We start from the raw sequence: 20336 nt of genomic DNA on the forward strand, positions 1-20336 counted from the left end.
GATCTTCATTTAACGTTTATACTGGAATACCGGTTTTGCGCTGATCCTGAACCACTTTACTTTCATTTTACAACTTTGGCCGGTATGTAAACTAATCTTTTCCCTTATCTGTTTTATTAGGAAATTAGCAATATGGCACATCCAAATACAGCGTTGATAGAAGGACTGCGTAAAGCTGCCGGCAGCCTGGTGAAGGGCAATTATTATGCCTGGGGGCATCATGGCGCCTGTAATTGCGGACATTTATTGCAGGCCACTACCGAATTGACAAAGGAGGAGATCCTTACCTGGGCACATACCGGTACCGGTGAATGGACGGAACTGGCGCAGGAGCGTTGCGCGGTTACCGATGCACCGATCAATTTGCTATTGAAAAAGCTGGCGGAACTGGGACTAACGCCTACGGATATTCATAATATTGAATACCTCGAAGACAGGGAAGTGCTGAACCGGTTACCCAATGGCTTTAGATGGTTGAAAAAAAATGTGCGTGAGCATGTGGTCATGTATTTTGAAACCATGGCCGGTATGCTGGAAGAAAAGATGATCAACCAAGTCGAAGTGAATTACAGCGAATTGTTGCCATTGGAGAAGTTGGTAGCAGCCAACGAACCGGAGTAAAAGATCATTGTCTTTTTTGTGTTTCCTCCTGGTCTCCCGTCTCAAGCTCATTCCGATCTTTTTTGTAGTTCATCAGAATGGCATATGATACGATCGTTGCGGCCAGTATCATGTAAAATATAATCATCCACGTATCCATACCCTACAATTTATAGATAGGTAGTCAGAAATTATGCCATTTTATTATTTGATCACCTTTAATAAGTCAAAAACAGTTTTTTGTTGAAAATGTCTGCTGCTTGATGGCCGCACTTAGGTTGCTATTAATTGATTATTAGGGAGATGATTGTATATTAGCAAAGCGGCGTCGCCTGATTAAAATTTGGTTTATACAGGGAGCCTGATTATTAGCGTATTATAATTTTTATCACTCTTGGAGCCAGCAACATTCGAAAATATCATCCGCAAATACCAGTTTACGTTTGGCCGGGTAGTAGATTTTGATCCGGCAAAAGATAAATTTTTGCGGCTCGATTTTACTAAAGCAAATAAGGAGCTTACCCTTGAAATACTGGGCAATGAACAGGCTTTCAGCGATCACATTCAGCAAAAGCTAAAAGCCAACAACTCCCGGTATGGCATAGGCGGTTATGCCGAACACAGAACCATTTACAGTATCAGTACTGTATTTGATGCTCAACAACCCGGCGAAGAACCGCGCAGATTGCACTTAGGCGTTGATATCTGGGGGCCGGCCGGCACACCGGTGTACGCCTTTATGGGCGGCATGGTACATAGCTTTGCCTTCAACGATCGATATGGGGATTATGGTGCAACGTTAATACTGCTGCATCAACTCGATGGGTTACCATTTTATACACTTTACGGCCATTTGAGCTTAGGCGATATAGAATCGCTTTCTGCAGGTCAGTATGTGAACATCGGGCAAACCATTGGGCATTTTGGCCAACCGCACGAAAATGGCCACTGGCCGCCGCATTTGCACTTTCAGCTCATTCTCGATATGGAGTTGAAAGAAGGCGATTATCCCGGCGTTTGTAAATATTCTGAAAAAGAAAAATACCTCGCCAATTGTCCCGATCCCAATCTTATTTTACAACTCAACCGGTATATAAAATAGGTTGCTTCTTTTATCATCTTTAGCAATAATCGGGTTGAAGCATGCTGCGGCACGATGCAATTTTGCATTATAAAATTGCATTCAATGAAGAAGTTTAAAATTGTTCCGTTATCAAAAGAACATGCTGCTAAAATACGATCAACGGGTAAAGATGAATTTGGCCACCCCGTTATTGAACAAATAGCCACAGGTTCAGGCTCCTGCAGGGTATCGTTAAAACCCTTTGAGAAAGGAATAGATAAACGGCTGCTGATAAGCCATAGCCCATTCGATATTGATAACGCCTATAATCAACCGGGCCCTGTTTTTATCAACAAAGAAGAAGTGGAAGAATATGCCGACATTCATCGCTTTCCGCCCGGTATAAAAGCCAATAAGAAAAGTTTTCCCTTATCGCTGGTAGGGTACAACAAAGATCAGATGATGGTATTTACCCAACTTGTAGGCGATGATGATGTTGATGAATTGATACCGCACATCTTTGAGAACAATGCCGGCATCGCTTATCTGCATGCACGCAATGCACAGGCTTGTTGTTACATCTGTAAAATTGAACGGGTGTGAAAAGCATCTTACCTGCTGCTCAAAGCCCCATGCTTAGCAAATCAATTGCTACTTATAACATAGCTTTCACCAATTCTTCCCATTCCTGCCCGAGCGAATAACCGGGCATACGTTTGCCGGCTTTCGTGTACCAGTAATTGGCGTTGAAAACGTCGCCTTCGCGGCGGTGCAGGTAGGCATGGATCCAGGCGGCGGTTTTATCGGTCAGGTCCTGGATAAGGGTGTGGGCTTGGTCCCAATTGCCCTTTGCATCGAACCATAACGATTGAAGATATACGCTGCTGCCGGCGGGTGGATGACCGGTATCGAGGCTTTGTTGAAAGGTTTCGAAGTTCATATGATAAAGATAAAGGCTAAATAGCTTTAAGCGGGCATTGAATCTTTAACTTACTTTCAATAATTTAAACGCATGCGTCCATTGATTTTGCAGGAAACCGGGAATGCACCACAGGATGCATAACGGCTCGATGGCCCGGGCGGCGGTGGCTTTGCCCATATCGGCAATTTCCCAGCCAAAGGATGTGAGTATATCAGCGACGGTCTTTTTGGCATTGTCATCGTTTCCGCAAATAAACATCGTAGGCGGTCCGCCCTTTACCGTTGGCTTATACATTTGTGCATTACCTACACTATTAAACGCTTTTACCAACCGGGCCTGTGGAAGCTGGCGTTGTAATCGTTCCATCAACGACTCGTTCAGATCGGTAAAAAACGACAGCACGCCATCTGTAGGCGGCCCTGATTTAATTGGGTTGGTGGCATCTATCAGGATCTTGTTATTGAAGTGGGAAGTGCCGCAGAGCTTAATGGCCGATTCGGCCACAGCGCCGGCCACCGCCAGTACCAGTATATCGCCAAACTGGGCGGTTACGCCAAAGGTGCCGCATTGGCCCTTGGGATTTACTTTTTTCCAGATTTTTATTTCATCCTTGCCGGGGTTACGGGTGCCCAACATGACCTCATGCCCCTCAGCTAAAAAGGCGGTGCCTAACTTCTGGCCAACTGCACCGGAGCCAATGATGCCGATTTTCATAAACCTGGTTTTAAGTGCTGTAGAACAATTGATCTTTCCGTCCCAAACCTCAAATAGCGCTCTATTAAGTTAGCGATTTTTATGTTTGTGTGGATGTTGGAATTACTCGCTTACATTTGCTTAGTTTTATAAAGAAGCCCAAACAAATGGCCAATCCCAACTTAAATAACAATAAGGAAACGCTTACTGCGGCAGATAAGGAGTTTGAAAATAATATCAGGCCCCGGGAAATAAACGATTTTTCGGGTCAGGGACAGATCATCGAGAACCTGACCATTTTTATAAAGGCCGCAAAAATGCGGGGCGAAGCGCTGGATCATATCCTGTTCCATGGCCCCCCGGGCTTAGGAAAAACCACGCTTAGCCGTATTGTGGCCAATGAACTGGGCGTTAATATCAAGGAAACCAGCGGACCTGTTATTGAAAAACCCGGCGACCTGGCCGGGCTCCTCACCAACCTGGAACCGCGCGATGTATTGTTCATTGATGAAATCCACCGGCTGAGCACGGTGGTGGAAGAATACCTGTATGCTGCGATGGAAGATTATCGCATCGATATCATGATCGATAGCGGTCCCAATGCGCGCAGTATACAACTTACGCTGAACCCGTTTACCCTGGTGGGCGCTACTACCCGCAGCGGTTTGCTTACCGCGCCGTTATTGTCGCGGTTTGCCATTAAATCGCGGCTGGAATACTATACTGCAGAAACGCTGACGAAGATCGTACACCGTTCGGCCGAGATCCTTGGTTCTAAAATAACTTCCGATGCGGCCGGGGAAATAGCACGGCGCAGTCGCGGTACGCCGCGTATTGCCAATGGGCTACTGCGCCGAATGCGTGATTTTGCCATGGTATTAGGCAATGGCGTTATCGACCTCGGCATTACCCAGCATGGCTTGCGGGCGCTGAATGTAGATGAACATGGCCTCGATGAAATGGATAACCGTATTCTGCTTACGATCGTAGATAAGTTCAAGGGCGGTCCGGTGGGTATTACAACCATTGCAACCGCGGTGGGTGAAGAAACCGGAACGCTGGAAGAGGTATATGAGCCATTTTTAATACAGGAAGGTTTTCTTAAACGTACGCCACGTGGCCGTGAGGCAACGCATAAAGCATACGCGCATTTGGGCAGGGTGCAGCCGGGAAGCGGCGGCGCGGGTTTGTTGTTTGAATAGGGGCGTTTGGTTCGGCAATCGGCAAACCTTAGCGCGGCGTACGTCGGCAAACGTGAATCGGCAAACGGCAAACCTCAGCGCGGCGTACGTCGGCAAACGTGAAACGGCAAACGGCAAACCTTAGCGCGGCCATCCCCGGCAGGCGGCTCGAAATTCAAGCGGCGCATGGGTTTACAAACATCCCAAATGTCGCGAGCCCTTCACGTTTCACGAGGCGATTCACGCATAACAAAAAATACGTCCCGAAAAATCGGGACGTATGTCATAAAACGGTATAATGTAAACTGTAAATCCGAAACGTAGGGCGTACTTACGCAACCGGAACTACCAGGCGGAAACCGTTGCCATGGATGTTCACGATCTCGATGCTGTCATCGTCTTTCAGGTACTTGCGCAATTTGGCAATATACACATCCATACTACGGCCATTGAAATAGGTATCGCTACCCCAGATTTTTTTGAGCGCCTGCTCGCGTGGCAGCAGATCGTTCATATGCTCGCAAAGCATTTTCAGCAACTCATTTTCCTTAGGCGATAAAGTCTGCGTTTTACCGCTATGGCTCAGTTCGCGTAATTTGGGATTGAAGTGATAATCGCCGAGGTCGTATTCCTTATTCTCCTGTTCTTTATTCGTTTCCTCATTTCTTTTCAGGATAGCCTTTATTTTCAGCAACAATACTTCGCTGTCGAAAGGCTTGGTGATATAATCATCGGCACCGAGCTTGTACCCCTGAATGATGTCTTCCTTCATGGTCTTTGCGCTCAGGAAAAACAATGGAATGTCGGGATCCACATCGCGAATTTCTTCCGCCAGTGTGAAGCCATCCATATGAGGCATCATTATATCAAGTAGGCAAAGATCAAATCTTTCGCGTTGAAATGCGGCAAGGCCGAGGCGACCGTCACGTTCCAGCGTCACATCAAAATCATTCAGCTCCAGGTAATTCTTCAACACCATTCCAAGGTTCTGGTCGTCCTCGCATAATAAAATTTTAGGTTTCTTTCCTTCCATTGTGATGTAAATTTAGTTCGATAGTGTAAATAAAGTTAAATCATTTGCTATAACTGGCAATAGCCGTGTAATTATTTGTTAATAATGCCTGCATAAAGAAGGTGTGCCACGGTTCGCTTTCGACGCCGGGGTAACCATGGCACACCTGGCGCATTAGGTATGAACAGTTAATTGGTTAATTTTACAACTTTAATTAAGGTGATATGCGATTGACTACTGATAACAGATTTAAGAAACTTATTGTCATCGGCGACAGGGTATTGATCCGCCCGGCCAAACCCAATGAACGTACCGAAACCGGTTTGTACCTGCCGCCCGGGGTAGGGGAACGCGAAAAGGTGCAACAGGGGTATATTATTAAGACCGGACCCGGCTATGCAATTCCCTTACCGGTGGAAGAAGAAAGCTGGAAAAGCAGCGAAGAACAGGTAAAATACGTTCCCCTGCAGGCAAGGGAGGGCGACCTCGCCATCTTTTTATTAAGCGGCGCTACCGAAGTATTATATGAGAATGATAAGTACTATATCGTTCCGCAGAGCGCTATACTGATGTTGGAAAGAGAGGAGGATATCTAAAGCAAATGTGCTAATATGCTAATTTGCTAATGTGATAGTGCTTTGCTTGCTGACAGCCTGATTGGATGGCTGGCCTCAGGATCAGCAATGAGTTATTCGTACAAATTATCCCGGGCCGTGCTTACGCGCGGCTCTTTTCATTGATCCGGAATAAACCCGGAAGCGGTTTAATGAATTTATTATCAGCTTATTGCAGCACCTCTTTTTCTGTTCAGACACTTCCGTAAAAATTGTAATCTGAACCCCGCCCGGGGCTTGCCGATTCCACTGAAACATGTATCTTTCTGCCATAAAAAATTGATATGTCCGCTAAAGATGCATTTGTTCAGTTGGTAAAGGATAACTATACTTTTAAAGGAGAATCTTTTCGCATAGGTACGGCTGTATTGGACGGGGAAGTACTGGCAGGCACAGATGCATATATTCCGTTAAAGACCATGAACCGCCATGGCCTTATTGCCGGGGCAACCGGTACCGGTAAAACCAAAACCCTGCAGCTGATCGCCGAAGCCCTGAGCGATGCCAGCGTGCCCGTGCTGCTGATGGATATCAAGGGCGACCTGAGCGGTATTGCCGTCGCCGGCGCCGAGAATAATAATATAAAGGACCGCGTTGCCAAAATAGGCGGCGAATATAAACCAACCGCTTTCCCGGTTGAGCTGATGACCCTGAGCAATGAAAAAGGCGTACGCCTGCGTGCTACGGTAAGCGAGTTCGGTCCCATCTTACTCTCGAAGATCCTCGACCTCAACAATACCCAGGAAGGCATTGTTTCACTCATTTTCAAGTATTGCGATGATCACAAAATGCCGCTGCTCGATCTGAAAGATTTCATAAAGGTGATCCAGTTCATCAGCAACGAAGGCAAAAAAGAAATTGAACAGGCTTACGGAAAGATAGCGACTACAAGCACCGGCACCATTCTGCGTAAAGTAATTGAGCTGCAGCAACAGGGCGCCGACCAGTTCTTTGGCGAACCTTCTTTTGAGATCGACGACCTGATGCGTATTGCTGACGATGGCCGTGGTATCATCAATGTGCTGCGGGTAACTGATATGCAAAACCGCCCGAAGCTGTTCTCCACGTTCATGCTGCAAATGCTGGCCGAACTATATGCCACCCTGCCTGAGGCCGGTGATATGGATAAGCCCAAACTGGTAATGTTCATCGATGAAGCGCACCTGGTTTTCCAGGAAGCCACCGATGCCCTGTTACAGCAAATAGAAACGGTTATAAAACTCATACGTTCAAAAGGTGTAGGTATTTTCTTCTGTACGCAAAACCCGCAGGATGTTCCGGCTGCTATTTTAAGTCAGCTGGGTTTGAAAGTACAGCATGCATTGCGTGCCTTCACCGCCGCCGATAGAAAGACCATTAAGCAGGCCGCTGAGAATTACCCCGAAACCGAATTTTATAAAACATCCGAACTGCTTACTCAATTAGGTATAGGGGAAGCGTTGGTAACTGCATTGAATGAGAAGGGTATTCCCACTCCGTTGGTGCATACTATGCTTGTTCCGCCCCGTTCGAGGATGGACATCCTTTCCGACCAGGAAATAGACACCCTGGTGAATCAATCGAAGCTGGTGAAAAAATATGCCCATGATGAAGACCGCGAAAGCGCCTGCGAGATCCTGACCGCAAAACTCGAAGAAGCTGCGCAGAAAACGGAAGAAGCAAAAGCGGCGGAAAAGCCCGCAAAAGCTTCCAAAAGAGAAGAGAAGTCAACATTGGAAAAAGTATTGGAGAGCCCGGTAACCAAACAAATAGGCCGTACCGCAGCTAGTGTTATAACCCGCAGTTTGCTGGGTGCACTGGGTTTGGGCGGAAAAAGCACTTCACGCAGGAAAAGCAGCAGTTGGTTTTAGCTCTATTATGACGTACAAATTCCTTAAGGCTTATTGTAGCAATTAGATCCTTACTTCTATTGTTGGTTTTTTAAATGTTCCCAACCACACGCCATGGGTTATGCCCGTGAATAGCATTTATTAACCTAAAATAACAATTATGAAGAAAATGATTGCATTGCTGGCTGTTGCTACAGCCTTATTTACAGCCTGTGAAACCAACACCGATAAAACGGAAGGTGGTACCGGTGAAGGCAACATGGCCGATACGGCAACGGCCGAAAGTAAATCCGAGCGCAACAAAAAAGTAGTTATGGCCAGCATGGAAGCCATGATGGCAAACAATGTCGATGAAGCATTTAAAAACGTTGCTCCCGATGCGGTTGATTATAACGATGGCAGTATGCCGGCGGTAAAGGGGAAAGACAGTATCATGAATATGGTAAAGGGCTGGATGAATGCTTTCCCCGATAATAAAGGCACTGATCTTAAATATGTGGCCGATGGCGATTGGGTAATGGTTTGGGGTGAGTGGAGCGGTACCTGGAAGAATGATTTCATGGGAGCCAGGGCAACCAATAAGACGTATAAGATGAAGGATGTTGATATCTTCAAACTAAATGATGCCGGACAAATCGTGGAGCATCATAATGTACAATCTCCGAATACGATGGCAACGCAGGTAGGCATGGCGCCGCCGAAGAAGTGATCAAAGAGTGAGGCCTTCGCCAACTTGCGGGGGCTGATATAAAATAAAAAAGGTGAGCCGTTCCGATAGTAGCCGGGGCGACCCACCTTTTTTACTTTGCCGGCCGTACATACCCTTCTTTATCTACAAACAGTTTGTTTTCCGATTGCAGAAAATCGAGCACCTTGTACAGTTTCTCCTGTTTAATACCGGGAAGCTGTTGTTGCAATAGCTCACCGGGTAAAGGGTGCTGATTGATTACGGTAAATATAGATTGGGCAATATTCTCAAATTCAGCACTGGACAAGCCATGGTTCTTTTGCTGCAGGCAATTGTCGCAAATACCACAGGGTCTTGTGTTCGGGTCGCCGAAGTAACCGGCAATAAACTGACTGCGGCATTGTTTTTCAACACGCACATATGTTATCATTGTTTCAATACGCTCTATGAACTGCTGTTTTCTTTTCTTATAACCGGTCATGTCGATCCGCAGCGTTTCTGCTCTTACGCGGTTCAGCATAACATATAACTGCGGCGTGTCTTTTCGTGGAATATATTCAATGATGGCATGTGCATGCAGTCTTTTAAGTTCCTGTATAATGGCCGCTTCTTCCCTGTGCAATAACCCGGCAACGCTTTTTTCATGCACGTTCACCGGTATGTCAAAGATGCCTTCGTACGTTCGAAGTAATGTTTTTATCAGCGGTTCCAGTTGCGGGTTATCTTTTTCAAACTGGTACAACCAGCTTTTGCCGGTAATGAACTGAATGCGTGCCGGTAAAAAGATCTGTTCGTGATAACTTACCCAGCCTTCCTGCTCCAGCGCTTTAATGGCATAGATGGCCTGGTGCACATCGAGGTGGAATTTTTTTATAAAGTCGGTGAAATCGAAGTTATAGTAATTGCCTTCGCCTGAGCCCGCGGCGATTTGCAGGTAATTCATCAATGCTTCATATACCTGCCTGATGACGGGCAGGTCGGGGAAGCGAATGTCAGGAAGCTTTTTCAGTTCTTCCAGTTCCCTGTTATCGAATAACAATACGGCGTATGATTTCTTTTCGTCACGTCCGGCGCGGCCCGCTTCCTGGTAATAGTTCTCGAGGCAGTCGGGCACATCGGCATGAACTACCACGCGTACATCGGGTTTATCTATACCCATGCCAAACGCATTGGTGCAAACGATGGTGCGAATGCTGTTATTGATCCAGGCCGCCTGTTTGCGCGTACGTTCTACCTGTTGTAAACCGGCGTGGTAGAAGTCGGCGGTAATGCCGTGCATGTTCAGCAGGTCGCTTATCTCTTTGGTGCGTTTGCGGCTTTTACAATAAACGATGCTGCTGCCTTTTACTTTCTGCAGTATGTCGGTTATCTTATTGGTTTTTGAATCAACTGTAAAAACGCTGTACGATAAATTCGGCCGTTCGAATGACCGGCTGAATACCGCATGGTTTTTAAAATGCAGTTTATCACAAATATCTTTTTGTACTATGGGGGTAGCAGACGCCGTAAGCGCCAGAATGGGAATGCCGGGCAATTCATCACGCAGGGCAGCTATGCGCAGGTAGGGTGGTCTGAAATCATATCCCCATTGTGAAATACAATGCGCCTCATCAACGGCAATTAAATTGATATCGATGGCCGGCAGGTATTCAAGGAACAAATTGGTTTCTAAACGTTCGGGTGAAACATACAGGAATTTACAATTGCTGCTGGTGCATAATTTCAGGATGTTGATCACTTCTTTACGGCTCATGCCTGAATAAATGGCAAACGCCGTAATGCCTTTTTTGCGCAGGTTATCTACCTGGTCTTTCATCAATGCTATCAGCGGGCTCACTACCAGGCACAAGCCATTCTGCGCCATTGCCGGTACCTGAAAGCAAAGGGATTTACCCCCGCCTGTAGGCATCAATGCCAGCGTATCTTTGCCTGCCAATACGGAGTGGATTATGTCTTCCTGCATTGGGCGGAAGGTTTTATGACCCCAGTATTGTTTAAGTATGTGATGGATGTCCATTTGTAATAATCGTTAATCATGGGGCTTTGTCGTGAAACGGCAAATCCCGACGAATCGGGACAGGCTGAGAAACGTGAAAAGATTCCCGATTTTTCAGGACTAATCACAGATAGCGAATTTCCTGAATCAGCCTATCATGTTACAAAGCATGCTAAAACAGCGATTTAAGAGCATTCCAAGAGGTTGTAAATTTTCTACTTAAACATATTTAAGATCAACAACCGCTTCCTTTGCTGAATCTATTTCTACAACAGAACTCCTTGTTACCCCATAAAAGCGTTTTCTTTCCGCTATTGATTTTCTTGAGGCTCCTTCCGCAATATTTGGTTTAACCAATATCGAAGCTCTTCTTATTTGTGATACAAGAACATATTTTTCTTCCGGGGGTAATTGCCCTGTGATTTTATAACATTCTAAAAGTATTAGGTGTGATACTTTGTATACATCCAGGTTTTTGTGGTTTAATGGGATGAACATGTTTTATTCAAAAGTATCATATTCTTACAATTGTATAATAATGCTAATCAATATCATGAATTCATCACATGGAAGCTTTAGCGAAGGCGCCAGCCGCAGCGTATTCAATCCTGAAAAAATCTGTCGCCTTCTATTTGCCGTTTCACGTCTGCCGTTTGCCGGCAGTTTCCTAACACAACTAAGTTACCTTCTTAACAAACAGCCTAACCGAATTGCCTGCCAGCACCACATCACTCAATCCCATTACCAACGCGCCAAAGGTGGGCGTAAGCAAACCGAATGCGGCTACCGGTATGGCAACTATATTGTAAATAAACGCCCAGAAGAGGTTTTGTTTAATGGTGAGGAAGGTATGACGGCCCAGCCCAAGCGCTAATGGCAGGTTCCTGATGCCGCTGTTCATCAGCACCACATCGGCCGTTTGTACGGCAATATGAGAAGCTTCACTCAGTGAAATGCCAATAGTGGCCTTTGCCAGCGCCGGCGCATCATTGATGCCATCGCCTACCATCGCCGTTGGGCCCTGCAGGGTGAGATCTTCAATAACCGCCAGTTTTTCCTCGGGCTTTTTCTCGGCAATTACTTCATCGATACCCAGCAGGTTGGCGAGCTGGCGGCATTTGTTCAGCCGGTCGCCGCTTAGCAAAATAGTGCGGATACCCCGGTGCCGCAGGTATTGAACAATGGAAATGGCTTCGGGGCGTATTTCGTCTTTTACATCTATCCAGCCCAGCAATTGCCCGTTCCTGGTGATATATACGTTATGCGAGTCTTCCGGAGTTAACGACATGGCGGTTTCGAACGAACCGGCAATATACTGATCGCCGGTTGCTGTGATGGCCATCATGCCAATGCCTTTTTTCTCTTCCACCTTTGTAAAGCGGATCGGGTCTTTTCGTTTCCAGCTAAGCGTTATACATTGGGCAATAGGATGGTTCGAATACTTCTCCAGCGAAAATGCAATGTGTTTGAATTCTTCGGCAGAAAGATTATCGGCCACCACCTGGTAATTCGCCAGCTCGAACCGGCCGGTAGTAAGCGTTCCGGTTTTATCGAACACCACCTGTTTGATTGTCCTGAATAGTTCAAGGCTCCTGGCATTGCGGAACAGTACCCCGTTTTTGGCGGCGCGGCCCAAACCAACGGCAATGGCTGCCGGTGTGGCAAGACCCATGGCGCATGGACAGGCAATTACAAGGATAGCGATGCTGCGCATCAATGCAAGGGTAAAATCTTGCAGCACCAGATAGTTTATGATAAAGGCTACCACGGCAATGGCCAGTACTACGGGAACAAAGATGGCGCTGATCTTATCGGCCATTTGCTGTACCGGCGGTTTTTCGCTTTGCGCCTGTTTTACGAGGTTGATGATATTTGAAAGCACCGAATCTTTTGCTTCGGCAGTGACCTGGGCTTTTATGATGCCGTCTGCAACAAGACTACCGCCAATGAGGGTATCCTTTGCTTGTTTGGTAATGGGCAAACTTTCACCGGTGATGATTGATTCGTTAACCGTAGCATCGCCGGTCAGAATCTTACAATCGGCAGGAACCTGTTCACCGCTTTTGATGAGTATAAGATCGCCGCTGCGAAGTTGGGTATTTTCTATGGGAAAGATGAGCTCCTGGTGGTTTTCATCAAAGGCGATCATATTGGCCATCACCTTTTGCGATCTGGCCAAACTGTTCAATGCCCGCTGGGTCGATTCTATTGAAGCATCTTCGAGATAATTACCCAGGAATACCAGGGTAATTATTGATGCGGCGGTTTCGAAAAACAGATATTGAGGCCCCAGGTTCAACAGTGCACCCGTTAAACTGTATACAAATGCCGCTGTGGCGCCAATGGCTACCAGCACATTCATATTGGGCATGCGGTTGCGAATGCTTTTGATGGCACTGCGGCCGAAGAAATCCATACCCACCATGTAAACAGGTAAACAAAGGCCCAGTTGTACCCAGGGATTCATAAGCCAGTGAATATGCACCCATCTATCGAACATGTGCAACATCAGCGGTAAGGTAAATACCAGGCAGAAGAGAAAGCGTTGCTTATGGTTCCTAAATAACCTTTTGCTCTTTTGAGGTGCGGCCGGCCCATCGCCCTGCACGCTATAACCAAGCGATTCAATGCCTTTGAGGATCTGCTGCTCGTTTTTGCCATTGATATCGAAACTCACTTCACCCCCTATCAGGTTTACCTTCACATTGGCCAGGCCTTCATTGTTGAGGTATTGCTGAACGGTCAGTGCACAATTCGAGCAGGTCATGCCATCTACTTTCCAATTCACTTTTTTCATATCCATCCATGGGGTGTTGAGTGTTTGCAAATTTACCGCTCAACGGGTAAATGTGCGGGGCCTGAAAGCAATAATATGTACACTGGGTTGCAATTTTAACTTAAATCTGTCTTTCCACCTCATGGTCTTATCTTTGTGGCCTTATGCAATTGCAATGTACACTGGATACTATCCGGCAAACGGCACGCCGGTTTTGGGAACTTGTTGATGGGCGTAAGGTAATTGCTTTTTATGGCAATATGGGCGCAGGTAAAACAACGCTTATTCACGCCTTATGCGATGAAAAGGGAGTAACAAGTACGGTGGGAAGCCCCACTTTTTCCATTATTAATGAATATGCCTACCCGGGCGGCAGGCTGTTCCATATTGACCTGTACCGGTTGAAAGACGAGGAGGAAGCCGTACGGGCCGGGGTAGAGGACTGCCTGTATTCGGGGGATATTTGCCTGGTTGAATGGCCGGGCCGGGCTGAAGGTATCTTTCCAGAGGATACCGCCAGGGTGGAGGTGCAGGTGGTAGACCAGGCTACCCGCAGCATTTCCATCTTATAAATTTTTCTATTTGTAATAATTCCGGCCAACTTGTCGGCTTTTTTGGGGGTAAATTAACCAAAAAAGCTTTTGGCAGGGGTTTGTATAATTGACTTTCATTGCAATAGGTTAAAAGTTGTAACTTGTGGCCCCGATAATGGGGGTAAAATCATTTACTGCTACATGTCCCAGCAAAAGCCGATTATCAGCACTTCTTTTAGTTACGAAACACTTCAGGAAACTCTGGATATAAAGCCCAAAGGGGCACAGTTACATATTGGTATTCCAAAGGAGACCGCCTTCCAGGAAAACCGTATTGCGCTTACGCCTGAAGCGGTGGGTGTGCTGGTAAGCAACGGGCATAATGTAGTGATTGAACATAATGCCGGCGAGGCGGCGCATTTCCGCGACCGCGATTACAGCGAGGCCGGCGCCAGGATAGTTTACGACAAAGCAGCCGTATACAAGGCTCCCATACTGGTAAAAAGCGCTCCGGTGGTAGAGGATGATCTGCCACATCTGCAGTTCAACCAGGTGATCATTTCGCCTATTCATTTATCGGCCATGAAGGCCGAGTTCCTGCAGAAGATGATGGAGAAGCGCATTACCGCCATCTCGTTCGAAAATCTCAAAGACGATAGCGACAGTTTACCCATTGTACGAAGCATGAGTGAAATTGCCGGTAGTGCGGTGATGCTCATCGCGGCGCAATACCTCAGTTCGGCCAACCATGGCAAGGGCGTATTGCTGGGTGGAATTTCGGGCATACCGCCAACCAAGGTCATTATCCTTGGCGCGGGTATCGTTGGCGAATTTGCCGCCCGCGCTGCATTGGCATTGGGCGCTTCCGTTAAAGTATTCGACAACAGCGTATACCGGTTGAAACGGTTGCAGAACAATATCGGTCAGCGTATGTGGACCTCGGTAATGGAACCGCGCATTCTGGCCAAACAATTAAAGACCTGTGAGGTAGCCGTTGGCGCACTCGGTTCGCAAAGCGGCCGTACACCGGTGGTGGTTACCGAAGAGATGATCAGCAATATGCGACCCGGCAGTGTGATCATCGATGTTAGTATCGACCGCGGCGGTTGTTTTGAAACTTCCGAGATCACCAGCCATGAACAACCGATCTTCATGAAGTACGGCGTCATTCACTATTGTGTTCCCAATATTCCATCAGGATTTGCACGCACCGCTTCGCAGGCAATCAGTAACGTATTGATGCCTTTGTTACTTGAAGCCGGTGAAGAAGGCGGTTTCGAAAACCTGGTATGGCATAAAGTACACCTGCGCAGTGGTATTTATCTTTTCAAAGGCGCACTCACCAATTTTCATTTAAGTCAACGCTTCGATCTGAAATACACCGATCTAAACCTGCTGATAGCGAGCCAGCGTTAACAAAAAAGGTTGCATGGGTTGAAAAATATTTTTAATGATAATGCAACAATAATATTGTTTTATAAACGATAAAGCCCAGTTGGAACATGTTAAGTGTTATCTTAACACTAAATAGGATTTAATTCCGTTATAATGCGGTAGACATTTGACTTTAACAAGTTTCCTATTATTTTTGTGTATTCCCCCAATTAACAATTGCCGCCTTTAATAAGAAGAAAACGTGGATTTTCGTAATAAAAGAACGTTTTTCACGTTTTCTATGGCCCAAAAGTTGCTAATTGGATTCAAATACCTGTTATGAAGACAAGGCCCTATTTTCTGATAGCACTCGCTATCCTGGTTTGTAAAATCCCTTCTTTTGCCCAATCCGTTCCTGCTATTTCAGGTTGGGACATGGATGAGAAAGGCGGCAGTTATATATTGAAGCCGATTACAAAAACAACTCCAACAGAATCAAAAGAATTCGTATATGAAATTATGCCCTTTGTAAAAAGTGAAGGGCAGTCGATAGAAGACTGGTTTAGCAGCGCTATTGATAAAGATGTAAAAGAATCTGGTTTTACATTACCACCAGCTTCTTCATCAAAGAAGAACATTACCACCAACCAAACGATCATTTCATTTTCAACCGAGCTTACCGATAAAAAAGGCAAAGCATGGTATGTGACGTATGTTGCCTATCAGGCAGGAAACGGTGAAAATCGTATGGCGCGTATTACAAGTTCACCCGATGTGAAATATTATGCCAATTATATGCGCCCTGTTGCCGATCATATCGGTCAGCTCGCAAAGGCAGATGCTTCCATGTCGTCTTCCGCCAGGAATACAAGGTCAAATAATCATTCAAGACAGGATGCAAGGTCTGGTAATAATACGAATGCCCAGGCTGAAAATTTACCAGAGAAAGGCCTGAAAACACAGGAGATCAACGGTATCCTGATCCACCTCGAGTATAACACAACTCCCGATGGTAAAATGGTACGTATTTACAAACCCTTCCTGGTATTGAACGATGGTTCTATTTACAGCGAACCGGTTGTTAGCCCCTATAGCCTCGATGTTGCCCAAAGCAAATTAAAGGAGCCTAAGAAATGGGGTACCTGGAAGCTGAAGAACAATACTTTCGCTGTTGAGTGGACCGCTACCGGTGAAACAGAAAAATGGTTCAAGAACTGGTTCTGGGCAACTCCTTCTCAAAGAGAAGAAAAACTCGACGGTGCGTACATAACGGTGAACGGTTTGGAAAATGAAGCCGTGAAAGGCGCCGATAAAGGATTTACTTCAAAATATATTGCTTTCAATAATAATGGTCAGTTCACGCTGACGAACGGCCCAAGCAATAACCCTAACACGCCCATACCTGCTGCAGAGTTCAATAAAAGGAATGAAGCCGGTACGTATACCCTCAACGATTATTCAGTTGAGCTGCGATTCAATAACGGCACTGTTATTCGCCGCATTTTTTACTTCTACCTGCCTGGTAAAACCCATTTTGGCGTAGGCAACTCAGTATATGTGCCTAAACAATTTGGTGAGAACGCTACCGCCAGCGGCAATTAAGATATTATCCCAACCCCGCATAAGCGGGGGAACTTTCTAAAATACGGTTGACCGGCCAGGTTATCAGGAGCGAATAACCATCCTTTCCGGCGACCCTGCTTTACAATTATTTACAGGTGCATACACATGTTTAAAACTTTTCTTCGGAAAAGTTTTAAACATGTGAGAAAGTTTTAGGCCGCATAAACGGCCTTTCTTTTTCTATGGCCCGAAAATTGACCATTGCCTGTAAATAGCCTACTATGAAAAATGCGCTCCTGGTAATAGTCCTGATCGTGGGTTTGGGTATGCCTTCCGTACTGGCTCAATCGCCTGTTCAGCCAATGCTGGGCTGGAAGATGGAAGAATTCAGAGGACGCTATATATTTAGACCAACTGCTGTTTTCAGTGATGAAAATAAAGAATTCTCATATGAGGTAATGCCGCTTGAAAAGAGTGATGGAAAGACCTTCGATGAATGGTTTACCGGAACCATCGACAAAAATCTGCGCGGAGCGGGCTTTTCTCTCCCAAAACAAAAAGATAAAAAGAATATCAGTTATAATACCCTCTCTTCTTATTCGGGTAAAGTGAGCGATAAGAGTGGCAAGGTGTGGTATGTTGCCTATATGGCCTACCGTACCAACAACCAGCAGTACAGGATGGCGAAGTTGTTCAGCTCACCTGATATCACTTATTACACCAATTGTATGAAAACGGCCGCCATGCACTTTGGCAAACTGGCCAAACAGGAAGGTGCATTTGAAACATCGGGTCTGGTTGAAGTTGCCAAAAACAACCCACCGCCACCCGCTATGCTTCCCCCGGTAATAGAAAAAACACCTGCTCCCCGTAACCCAATTGCCAGTAATGATAATGTAACCACTCCCGTAAAAGGATTAAAACCTACCGAAATAAAAGGCATCATCATAAACCTTGAGCATAGTTATGGGGCCGGGGGATCCGTTGTAAGCGAGTACATGCCCTATCTGTTACTGAACGATGGCTCTATTTACAGCAATCCGGTGGTTAGTCCGTACGAGTTCAACGTAGGGCTTTCAAAACAACGAGAACCCAAAAAATGGGGTACCTGGAAAATAAGCGGCGGCACCATTACGGTTAACTGGCCCGGCAGAAACAAATCGGAGAAATGGGAGAAGAACTGGTTCTGGGCCCGTCCGGCAGCCGGAAATGAAAAGATCGAGGGCGCCTTCACCAGCATGATCGGCGCCGGTAACAGCGCAATAGGAGGTAACGTGGTTACGGTGTCTTCAAAGAACATTCTTTTCAATACGCTGGGCCGATTTGCACTTACCGGTGTGGGTGTGGGCACCAATTATACCGATTATAGTATAGCCACTTCGGCTTATTCAAAAAAGGATGAGGCCGGTTCCTATAAACTGAACGGCTATTCCATCGAACTGCGGTTCAATAACGGAACCACCATGCGCCGCGCGTTTTATTTCTATCCTAAAGACAAAGCGCATTTTGGGATAGGCAATCATGTGTATGTGCAGAAGAGGTGAGTTGAAAGGTTGATAGAGGTGATGGAGTTGATATTGATGATAAAGGTAAAAGTAGAAGTAAGTTGACGGGTTAACGAGGTTTCCTATGTGCTACAGGTTTACTAATGGTTGAAATGTTGATAGAGGTGAAAGAGTTGATAAAGGGTTTATGTGCGGCAGGCTAATTATAATTAAATTAGTTGCCGGAAAAAAACGAGTCCCAAAGTCCGGTAAACCATTCCACGTTTGCCGTTTCACGATTGCCGATTTACGGCTGCTTCTTTTTATAATCCAGGATACTTATTACTTCGGTACAGAACTTATACTCCTGCTCATCATTGGAGCTTACAATAACCAGCCGTTTGTTACAATACGATTTCACGAGGTGGTGATATAATTCAATTCCAGCCGCATCGAGGTTGGTGCAGGGCTCATCGAGCAGAACGCAGGGAACATTGCTGAAAATAGCCTGTGCCAGCTTTACCCGCTGTTTCATTCCGCTTGAATAGAAACGGATCTGTTTATGGGTAGCGGTTTTTAAACCAATTTCATCGATGATCTGCGGAATGCCGAAGCCGGGCATAAATGGTTTGAACTGGCTATGGAACTGCAGAAATTCCTGCAGGGTCATTTCTTCTATTAGTTCAAGATAGGGGGCAGCTATGGAAATATACCTGAAAGCCTGGTCAACATGAATTTCCTTGTCCGCCGAAGCCCTGGCGAAGGCGGATTGCTGATTATGAGCATCGGGAATAGAACTTTCACGTTTCTCAGCCTGTCCCGATTCGTCGGGATTTGCCGTTTCACAATTGCCAATTGTATATTTCGCGCTTCCTTCACTCATGATCATGGCGCCGCCGATCACCTGTAATAAAGTAGATTTACCCGACCCGTTAGGACCGGTTATGGCATAGGCTATGCCTGCACTAAATTCCTGCTGAAAATTTCGGAAGATCCAGTCGCGGTTAAAACGTTTGCCGGCATTAATCAGCGATATCTTCATCCACACTATTTTTTGAATAGCGTTTAATGATACCGCGGCCGCTTTCGCGAATAAAGGTTACGATCTCATCGCGTTCATCGGTTGCAGAGAACTCTTCTTCCAGGTATTCGAGCGCCTGGCTGGTGTTGAACCCTTTGTTATAGATGACACGGTAAATATCGAGGATGTGATTGATCTTATCAACCGTAAAACCGCGACGTTTTAAACCAACTGAATTCACACCGGCATAGCTTAATGGCTGACGGCCGGCTTTAATATAGGGGGGAATATCTTTTCCTACTAACGAACCTCCGCTTACAAAGGCATGCTGACCTACCTTGGTGAACTGGTGCACAGCGCACATACCGCCCAGAATAGCCCAGTCGCCAAGAATTACGTGGCCTGCTACCTGTGAGTTGTTGCTGAGGATAACGTTGTTGCCAATGATACAGTCATGGGCAACGTGGCTGTAAGCCATGATCATACAATTTTTACCAACTTTGGTCTTCCACCTGTCCTTGGTACCACGGTGAATGGTTACGAACTCACGAATGGTGGTATTATCGCCTATTTCTGTAAGCGTTTCTTCCCCTTCAAACTTGAGGTCTTGCGGCATGGCGGAAATTACAGCACCCGGGAAGATACGGCAGTTCTTACCGATGCGGGCGCCTTCCATGATGGTTACATTACTTCCTACCCAGGTACCTTCGCCTATTTCCACGTTTTGATGGATCACCGTAAACGGGTCAATTTTTACATTGGTGGCAATCTTGGCGTTAGGATGTATATATGTATGCGGATGAATCATTTTATTTACATTCTTAAGGGTTGTAGCAGGATATTCATTCATAGGCGTAACGGACATCCCATCCCCGGTGGGATTTTGCTGGTGATCGTCACCTAAACTCTGTTTATGGATGGATTGACGTTTGATGTTAATTAATCTGCTAAAATAGACAAAACTAAATCATTAAACCCCTACGACGT

General features: G+C 46.0%; 20 protein-coding genes. 11 read left to right on the forward strand and 9 right to left on the reverse strand.

Annotated features, from left to right (window positions below; all coding sequences use genetic code 11):
- Positions 1–132 precede the first annotated feature (132 nt).
- Positions 133–621: a hypothetical protein gene (locus A4R26_RS31590; RefSeq protein ID WP_081170702.1), complete on the forward strand. Its 489-nt coding sequence runs from the start codon at positions 133–135 to the stop codon at positions 619–621.
- A gap of 4 nt (positions 622–625) precedes the next feature.
- Here A4R26_RS31590 and A4R26_RS35945 read toward each other — a convergent pair whose 3' ends face one another.
- Positions 626–760, reverse strand: coding sequence for a hypothetical protein (locus A4R26_RS35945; RefSeq protein ID WP_278248464.1), 135 nt, complete (start codon positions 758–760; stop codon positions 626–628).
- Positions 761–994: 234 nt separating this feature from the next.
- On the opposite strand from A4R26_RS35945, the gene A4R26_RS31595 reads away from it, so the two are divergent.
- Together A4R26_RS31595 and A4R26_RS31600 are read left to right on the forward strand one after the other, a co-directional pair.
- Positions 995–1702 carry a peptidoglycan DD-metalloendopeptidase family protein gene (locus A4R26_RS31595; protein WP_081170704.1) on the forward strand — a complete coding sequence of 236 codons (708 nt, stop codon included), beginning with the start codon at positions 995–997 and terminating at the stop codon, positions 1700–1702.
- 84 nt (positions 1703–1786) lie between these two features.
- Positions 1787–2266, forward strand: coding sequence for a DUF1203 domain-containing protein (locus tag A4R26_RS31600; protein ID WP_081170706.1), 480 nt, complete (start codon positions 1787–1789; stop codon positions 2264–2266).
- A 52-nt stretch (positions 2267–2318) separates the two neighbouring features.
- On the opposite strand, the gene A4R26_RS31605 is transcribed toward A4R26_RS31600, so the two are convergent.
- Positions 2319–2603, reverse strand: a complete 285-nt coding sequence (locus A4R26_RS31605) for a hypothetical protein (protein WP_081170708.1) — start codon at positions 2601–2603, stop codon at positions 2319–2321.
- A 45-nt stretch (positions 2604–2648) separates the two neighbouring features.
- Positions 2649–3299 carry an NADPH-dependent F420 reductase gene (locus A4R26_RS31610; RefSeq protein ID WP_081170710.1) on the reverse strand — a complete coding sequence of 217 codons (651 nt, stop codon included), beginning with the start codon at positions 3297–3299 and terminating at the stop codon, positions 2649–2651.
- Between the two features lie 146 nt (positions 3300–3445).
- Here A4R26_RS31610 and ruvB point away from each other — a divergent pair, with 146 nt between their 5' ends.
- On the forward strand, positions 3446–4480 hold the full coding sequence (ruvB, locus tag A4R26_RS31615) for a Holliday junction branch migration DNA helicase RuvB (protein ID WP_081170712.1): 1035 nt from the start codon (positions 3446–3448) through the stop codon (positions 4478–4480).
- A 310-nt stretch (positions 4481–4790) separates the two neighbouring features.
- Here the strand turns inward: ruvB and A4R26_RS31620 are convergent, their stop codons facing one another.
- Complete coding sequence (locus A4R26_RS31620) at positions 4791–5492, reverse strand: response regulator transcription factor (protein ID WP_081170714.1); 702 nt, start codon at positions 5490–5492, stop codon at positions 4791–4793.
- 203 nt (positions 5493–5695) lie between these two features.
- On the opposite strand from A4R26_RS31620, the gene A4R26_RS31625 reads away from it, so the two are divergent.
- The 3 genes from A4R26_RS31625 (at position 5696) to A4R26_RS31635 (ending at position 8623) form a co-directional block, all read left to right on the forward strand.
- On the forward strand, positions 5696–6067 hold the full coding sequence (locus A4R26_RS31625) for a co-chaperone GroES (RefSeq protein ID WP_081170716.1): 372 nt from the start codon (positions 5696–5698) through the stop codon (positions 6065–6067).
- 302 nt (positions 6068–6369) lie between these two features.
- On the forward strand, positions 6370–7935 hold the full coding sequence (locus A4R26_RS31630) for a helicase HerA-like domain-containing protein (RefSeq protein ID WP_081170717.1): 1566 nt from the start codon (positions 6370–6372) through the stop codon (positions 7933–7935).
- A 139-nt stretch (positions 7936–8074) separates the two neighbouring features.
- Positions 8075–8623 carry an ester cyclase gene (locus A4R26_RS31635; protein ID WP_081170719.1) on the forward strand — a complete coding sequence of 183 codons (549 nt, stop codon included), beginning with the start codon at positions 8075–8077 and terminating at the stop codon, positions 8621–8623.
- 91 nt (positions 8624–8714) lie between these two features.
- Here A4R26_RS31635 and A4R26_RS31640 read toward each other — a convergent pair whose 3' ends face one another.
- From A4R26_RS31640 to A4R26_RS31650, 3 genes are all read right to left on the reverse strand, one after another.
- Positions 8715–10619 carry a RecQ family ATP-dependent DNA helicase gene (locus tag A4R26_RS31640; RefSeq protein WP_081170721.1) on the reverse strand — a complete coding sequence of 635 codons (1905 nt, stop codon included), beginning with the start codon at positions 10617–10619 and terminating at the stop codon, positions 8715–8717.
- A gap of 198 nt (positions 10620–10817) precedes the next feature.
- Positions 10818–11096 carry a four helix bundle protein gene (locus A4R26_RS31645; protein WP_081170723.1) on the reverse strand — a complete coding sequence of 93 codons (279 nt, stop codon included), beginning with the start codon at positions 11094–11096 and terminating at the stop codon, positions 10818–10820.
- Positions 11097–11274: 178 nt separating this feature from the next.
- Positions 11275–13395, reverse strand: a complete 2121-nt coding sequence (locus A4R26_RS31650) for a heavy metal translocating P-type ATPase (RefSeq protein WP_081171022.1) — start codon at positions 13393–13395, stop codon at positions 11275–11277.
- Positions 13396–13538: 143 nt separating this feature from the next.
- On the opposite strand from A4R26_RS31650, the gene tsaE reads away from it, so the two are divergent.
- From tsaE to A4R26_RS31670, 4 genes are all read left to right on the forward strand, one after another.
- Positions 13539–13946 (forward strand): tRNA (adenosine(37)-N6)-threonylcarbamoyltransferase complex ATPase subunit type 1 TsaE, encoded by a 408-nt coding sequence (gene tsaE, locus A4R26_RS31655; RefSeq protein WP_081170725.1) that lies wholly within the window; start codon positions 13539–13541, stop codon positions 13944–13946.
- Positions 13947–14108: 162 nt separating this feature from the next.
- Positions 14109–15323, forward strand: a complete 1215-nt coding sequence (locus A4R26_RS31660; RefSeq protein WP_081170727.1) for an alanine dehydrogenase — start codon at positions 14109–14111, stop codon at positions 15321–15323.
- A gap of 297 nt (positions 15324–15620) precedes the next feature.
- On the forward strand, positions 15621–16883 hold the full coding sequence (locus A4R26_RS31665; RefSeq protein ID WP_081170729.1) for a hypothetical protein: 1263 nt from the start codon (positions 15621–15623) through the stop codon (positions 16881–16883).
- Between the two features lie 242 nt (positions 16884–17125).
- Entirely contained in the window at positions 17126–18388 is a 1263-nt protein-coding gene (locus A4R26_RS31670) for a hypothetical protein (RefSeq protein WP_081170731.1), read from the forward strand.
- Positions 18389–18635: 247 nt separating this feature from the next.
- On the opposite strand, the gene A4R26_RS31675 is transcribed toward A4R26_RS31670, so the two are convergent.
- Positions 18636–19370 (reverse strand): ABC transporter ATP-binding protein, encoded by a 735-nt coding sequence (locus A4R26_RS31675; protein WP_081170733.1) that lies wholly within the window; start codon positions 19368–19370, stop codon positions 18636–18638.
- Positions 19351–20214 (reverse strand): acyl-ACP--UDP-N-acetylglucosamine O-acyltransferase, encoded by an 864-nt coding sequence (gene lpxA / locus A4R26_RS31680; protein WP_242675071.1) that lies wholly within the window; start codon positions 20212–20214, stop codon positions 19351–19353. Before lpxA ends, A4R26_RS31675 begins: the two co-directional genes overlap by 20 nt.
- Between the last annotated feature and the right edge of the window lie 122 nt (positions 20215–20336).

The organism is Niastella populi, from assembly GCF_002078015.1.
Lineage (GTDB): Bacteria > Bacteroidota > Bacteroidia > Chitinophagales > Chitinophagaceae > Niastella > Niastella populi.

Bases quoted from the DNA above. Each gene is read 5' to 3' on its own strand.
- A4R26_RS31635 (WP_081170719.1), top strand. From the start codon at position 8,075: ATGAAGAAAATGATTGCATTGCTGGCTGTTGCTACAGCCTTATTTACA.
- A4R26_RS31610 (WP_081170710.1), bottom strand. From the start codon at position 3,299: ATGAAAATCGGCATCATTGGCTCCGGTGCAGTTGGCCAGAAGTTAGGC.
- A4R26_RS31660 (WP_081170727.1), top strand. From the start codon at position 14,109: ATGTCCCAGCAAAAGCCGATTATCAGCACTTCTTTTAGTTACGAAACA.
- A4R26_RS31675 (WP_081170733.1), bottom strand. From the start codon at position 19,370: ATGAAGATATCGCTGATTAATGCCGGCAAACGTTTTAACCGCGACTGG.
- A4R26_RS31620 (WP_081170714.1), bottom strand. From the start codon at position 5,492: ATGGAAGGAAAGAAACCTAAAATTTTATTATGCGAGGACGACCAGAAC.
- lpxA (WP_242675071.1), bottom strand. From the start codon at position 20,214: ATGTCCGTTACGCCTATGAATGAATATCCTGCTACAACCCTTAAGAAT.
- A4R26_RS31670 (WP_081170731.1), top strand. From the start codon at position 17,126: ATGAAAAATGCGCTCCTGGTAATAGTCCTGATCGTGGGTTTGGGTATG.
- A4R26_RS31605 (WP_081170708.1), bottom strand. From the start codon at position 2,603: ATGAACTTCGAAACCTTTCAACAAAGCCTCGATACCGGTCATCCACCC.
- A4R26_RS31630 (WP_081170717.1), top strand. From the start codon at position 6,370: ATGTCCGCTAAAGATGCATTTGTTCAGTTGGTAAAGGATAACTATACT.
- A4R26_RS31600 (WP_081170706.1), top strand. From the start codon at position 1,787: ATGAAGAAGTTTAAAATTGTTCCGTTATCAAAAGAACATGCTGCTAAA.
- A4R26_RS31650 (WP_081171022.1), bottom strand. From the start codon at position 13,395: ATGAAAAAAGTGAATTGGAAAGTAGATGGCATGACCTGCTCGAATTGT.
- ruvB (WP_081170712.1), top strand. From the start codon at position 3,446: ATGGCCAATCCCAACTTAAATAACAATAAGGAAACGCTTACTGCGGCA.
- A4R26_RS31645 (WP_081170723.1), bottom strand. From the start codon at position 11,096: ATGTTCATCCCATTAAACCACAAAAACCTGGATGTATACAAAGTATCA.
- tsaE (WP_081170725.1), top strand. From the start codon at position 13,539: ATGCAATTGCAATGTACACTGGATACTATCCGGCAAACGGCACGCCGG.
- A4R26_RS31640 (WP_081170721.1), bottom strand. From the start codon at position 10,619: ATGGACATCCATCACATACTTAAACAATACTGGGGTCATAAAACCTTC.
- A4R26_RS31665 (WP_081170729.1), top strand. From the start codon at position 15,621: ATGAAGACAAGGCCCTATTTTCTGATAGCACTCGCTATCCTGGTTTGT.
- A4R26_RS35945 (WP_278248464.1), bottom strand. From the start codon at position 760: ATGGATACGTGGATGATTATATTTTACATGATACTGGCCGCAACGATC.
- A4R26_RS31625 (WP_081170716.1), top strand. From the start codon at position 5,696: ATGCGATTGACTACTGATAACAGATTTAAGAAACTTATTGTCATCGGC.
- A4R26_RS31590 (WP_081170702.1), top strand. From the start codon at position 133: ATGGCACATCCAAATACAGCGTTGATAGAAGGACTGCGTAAAGCTGCC.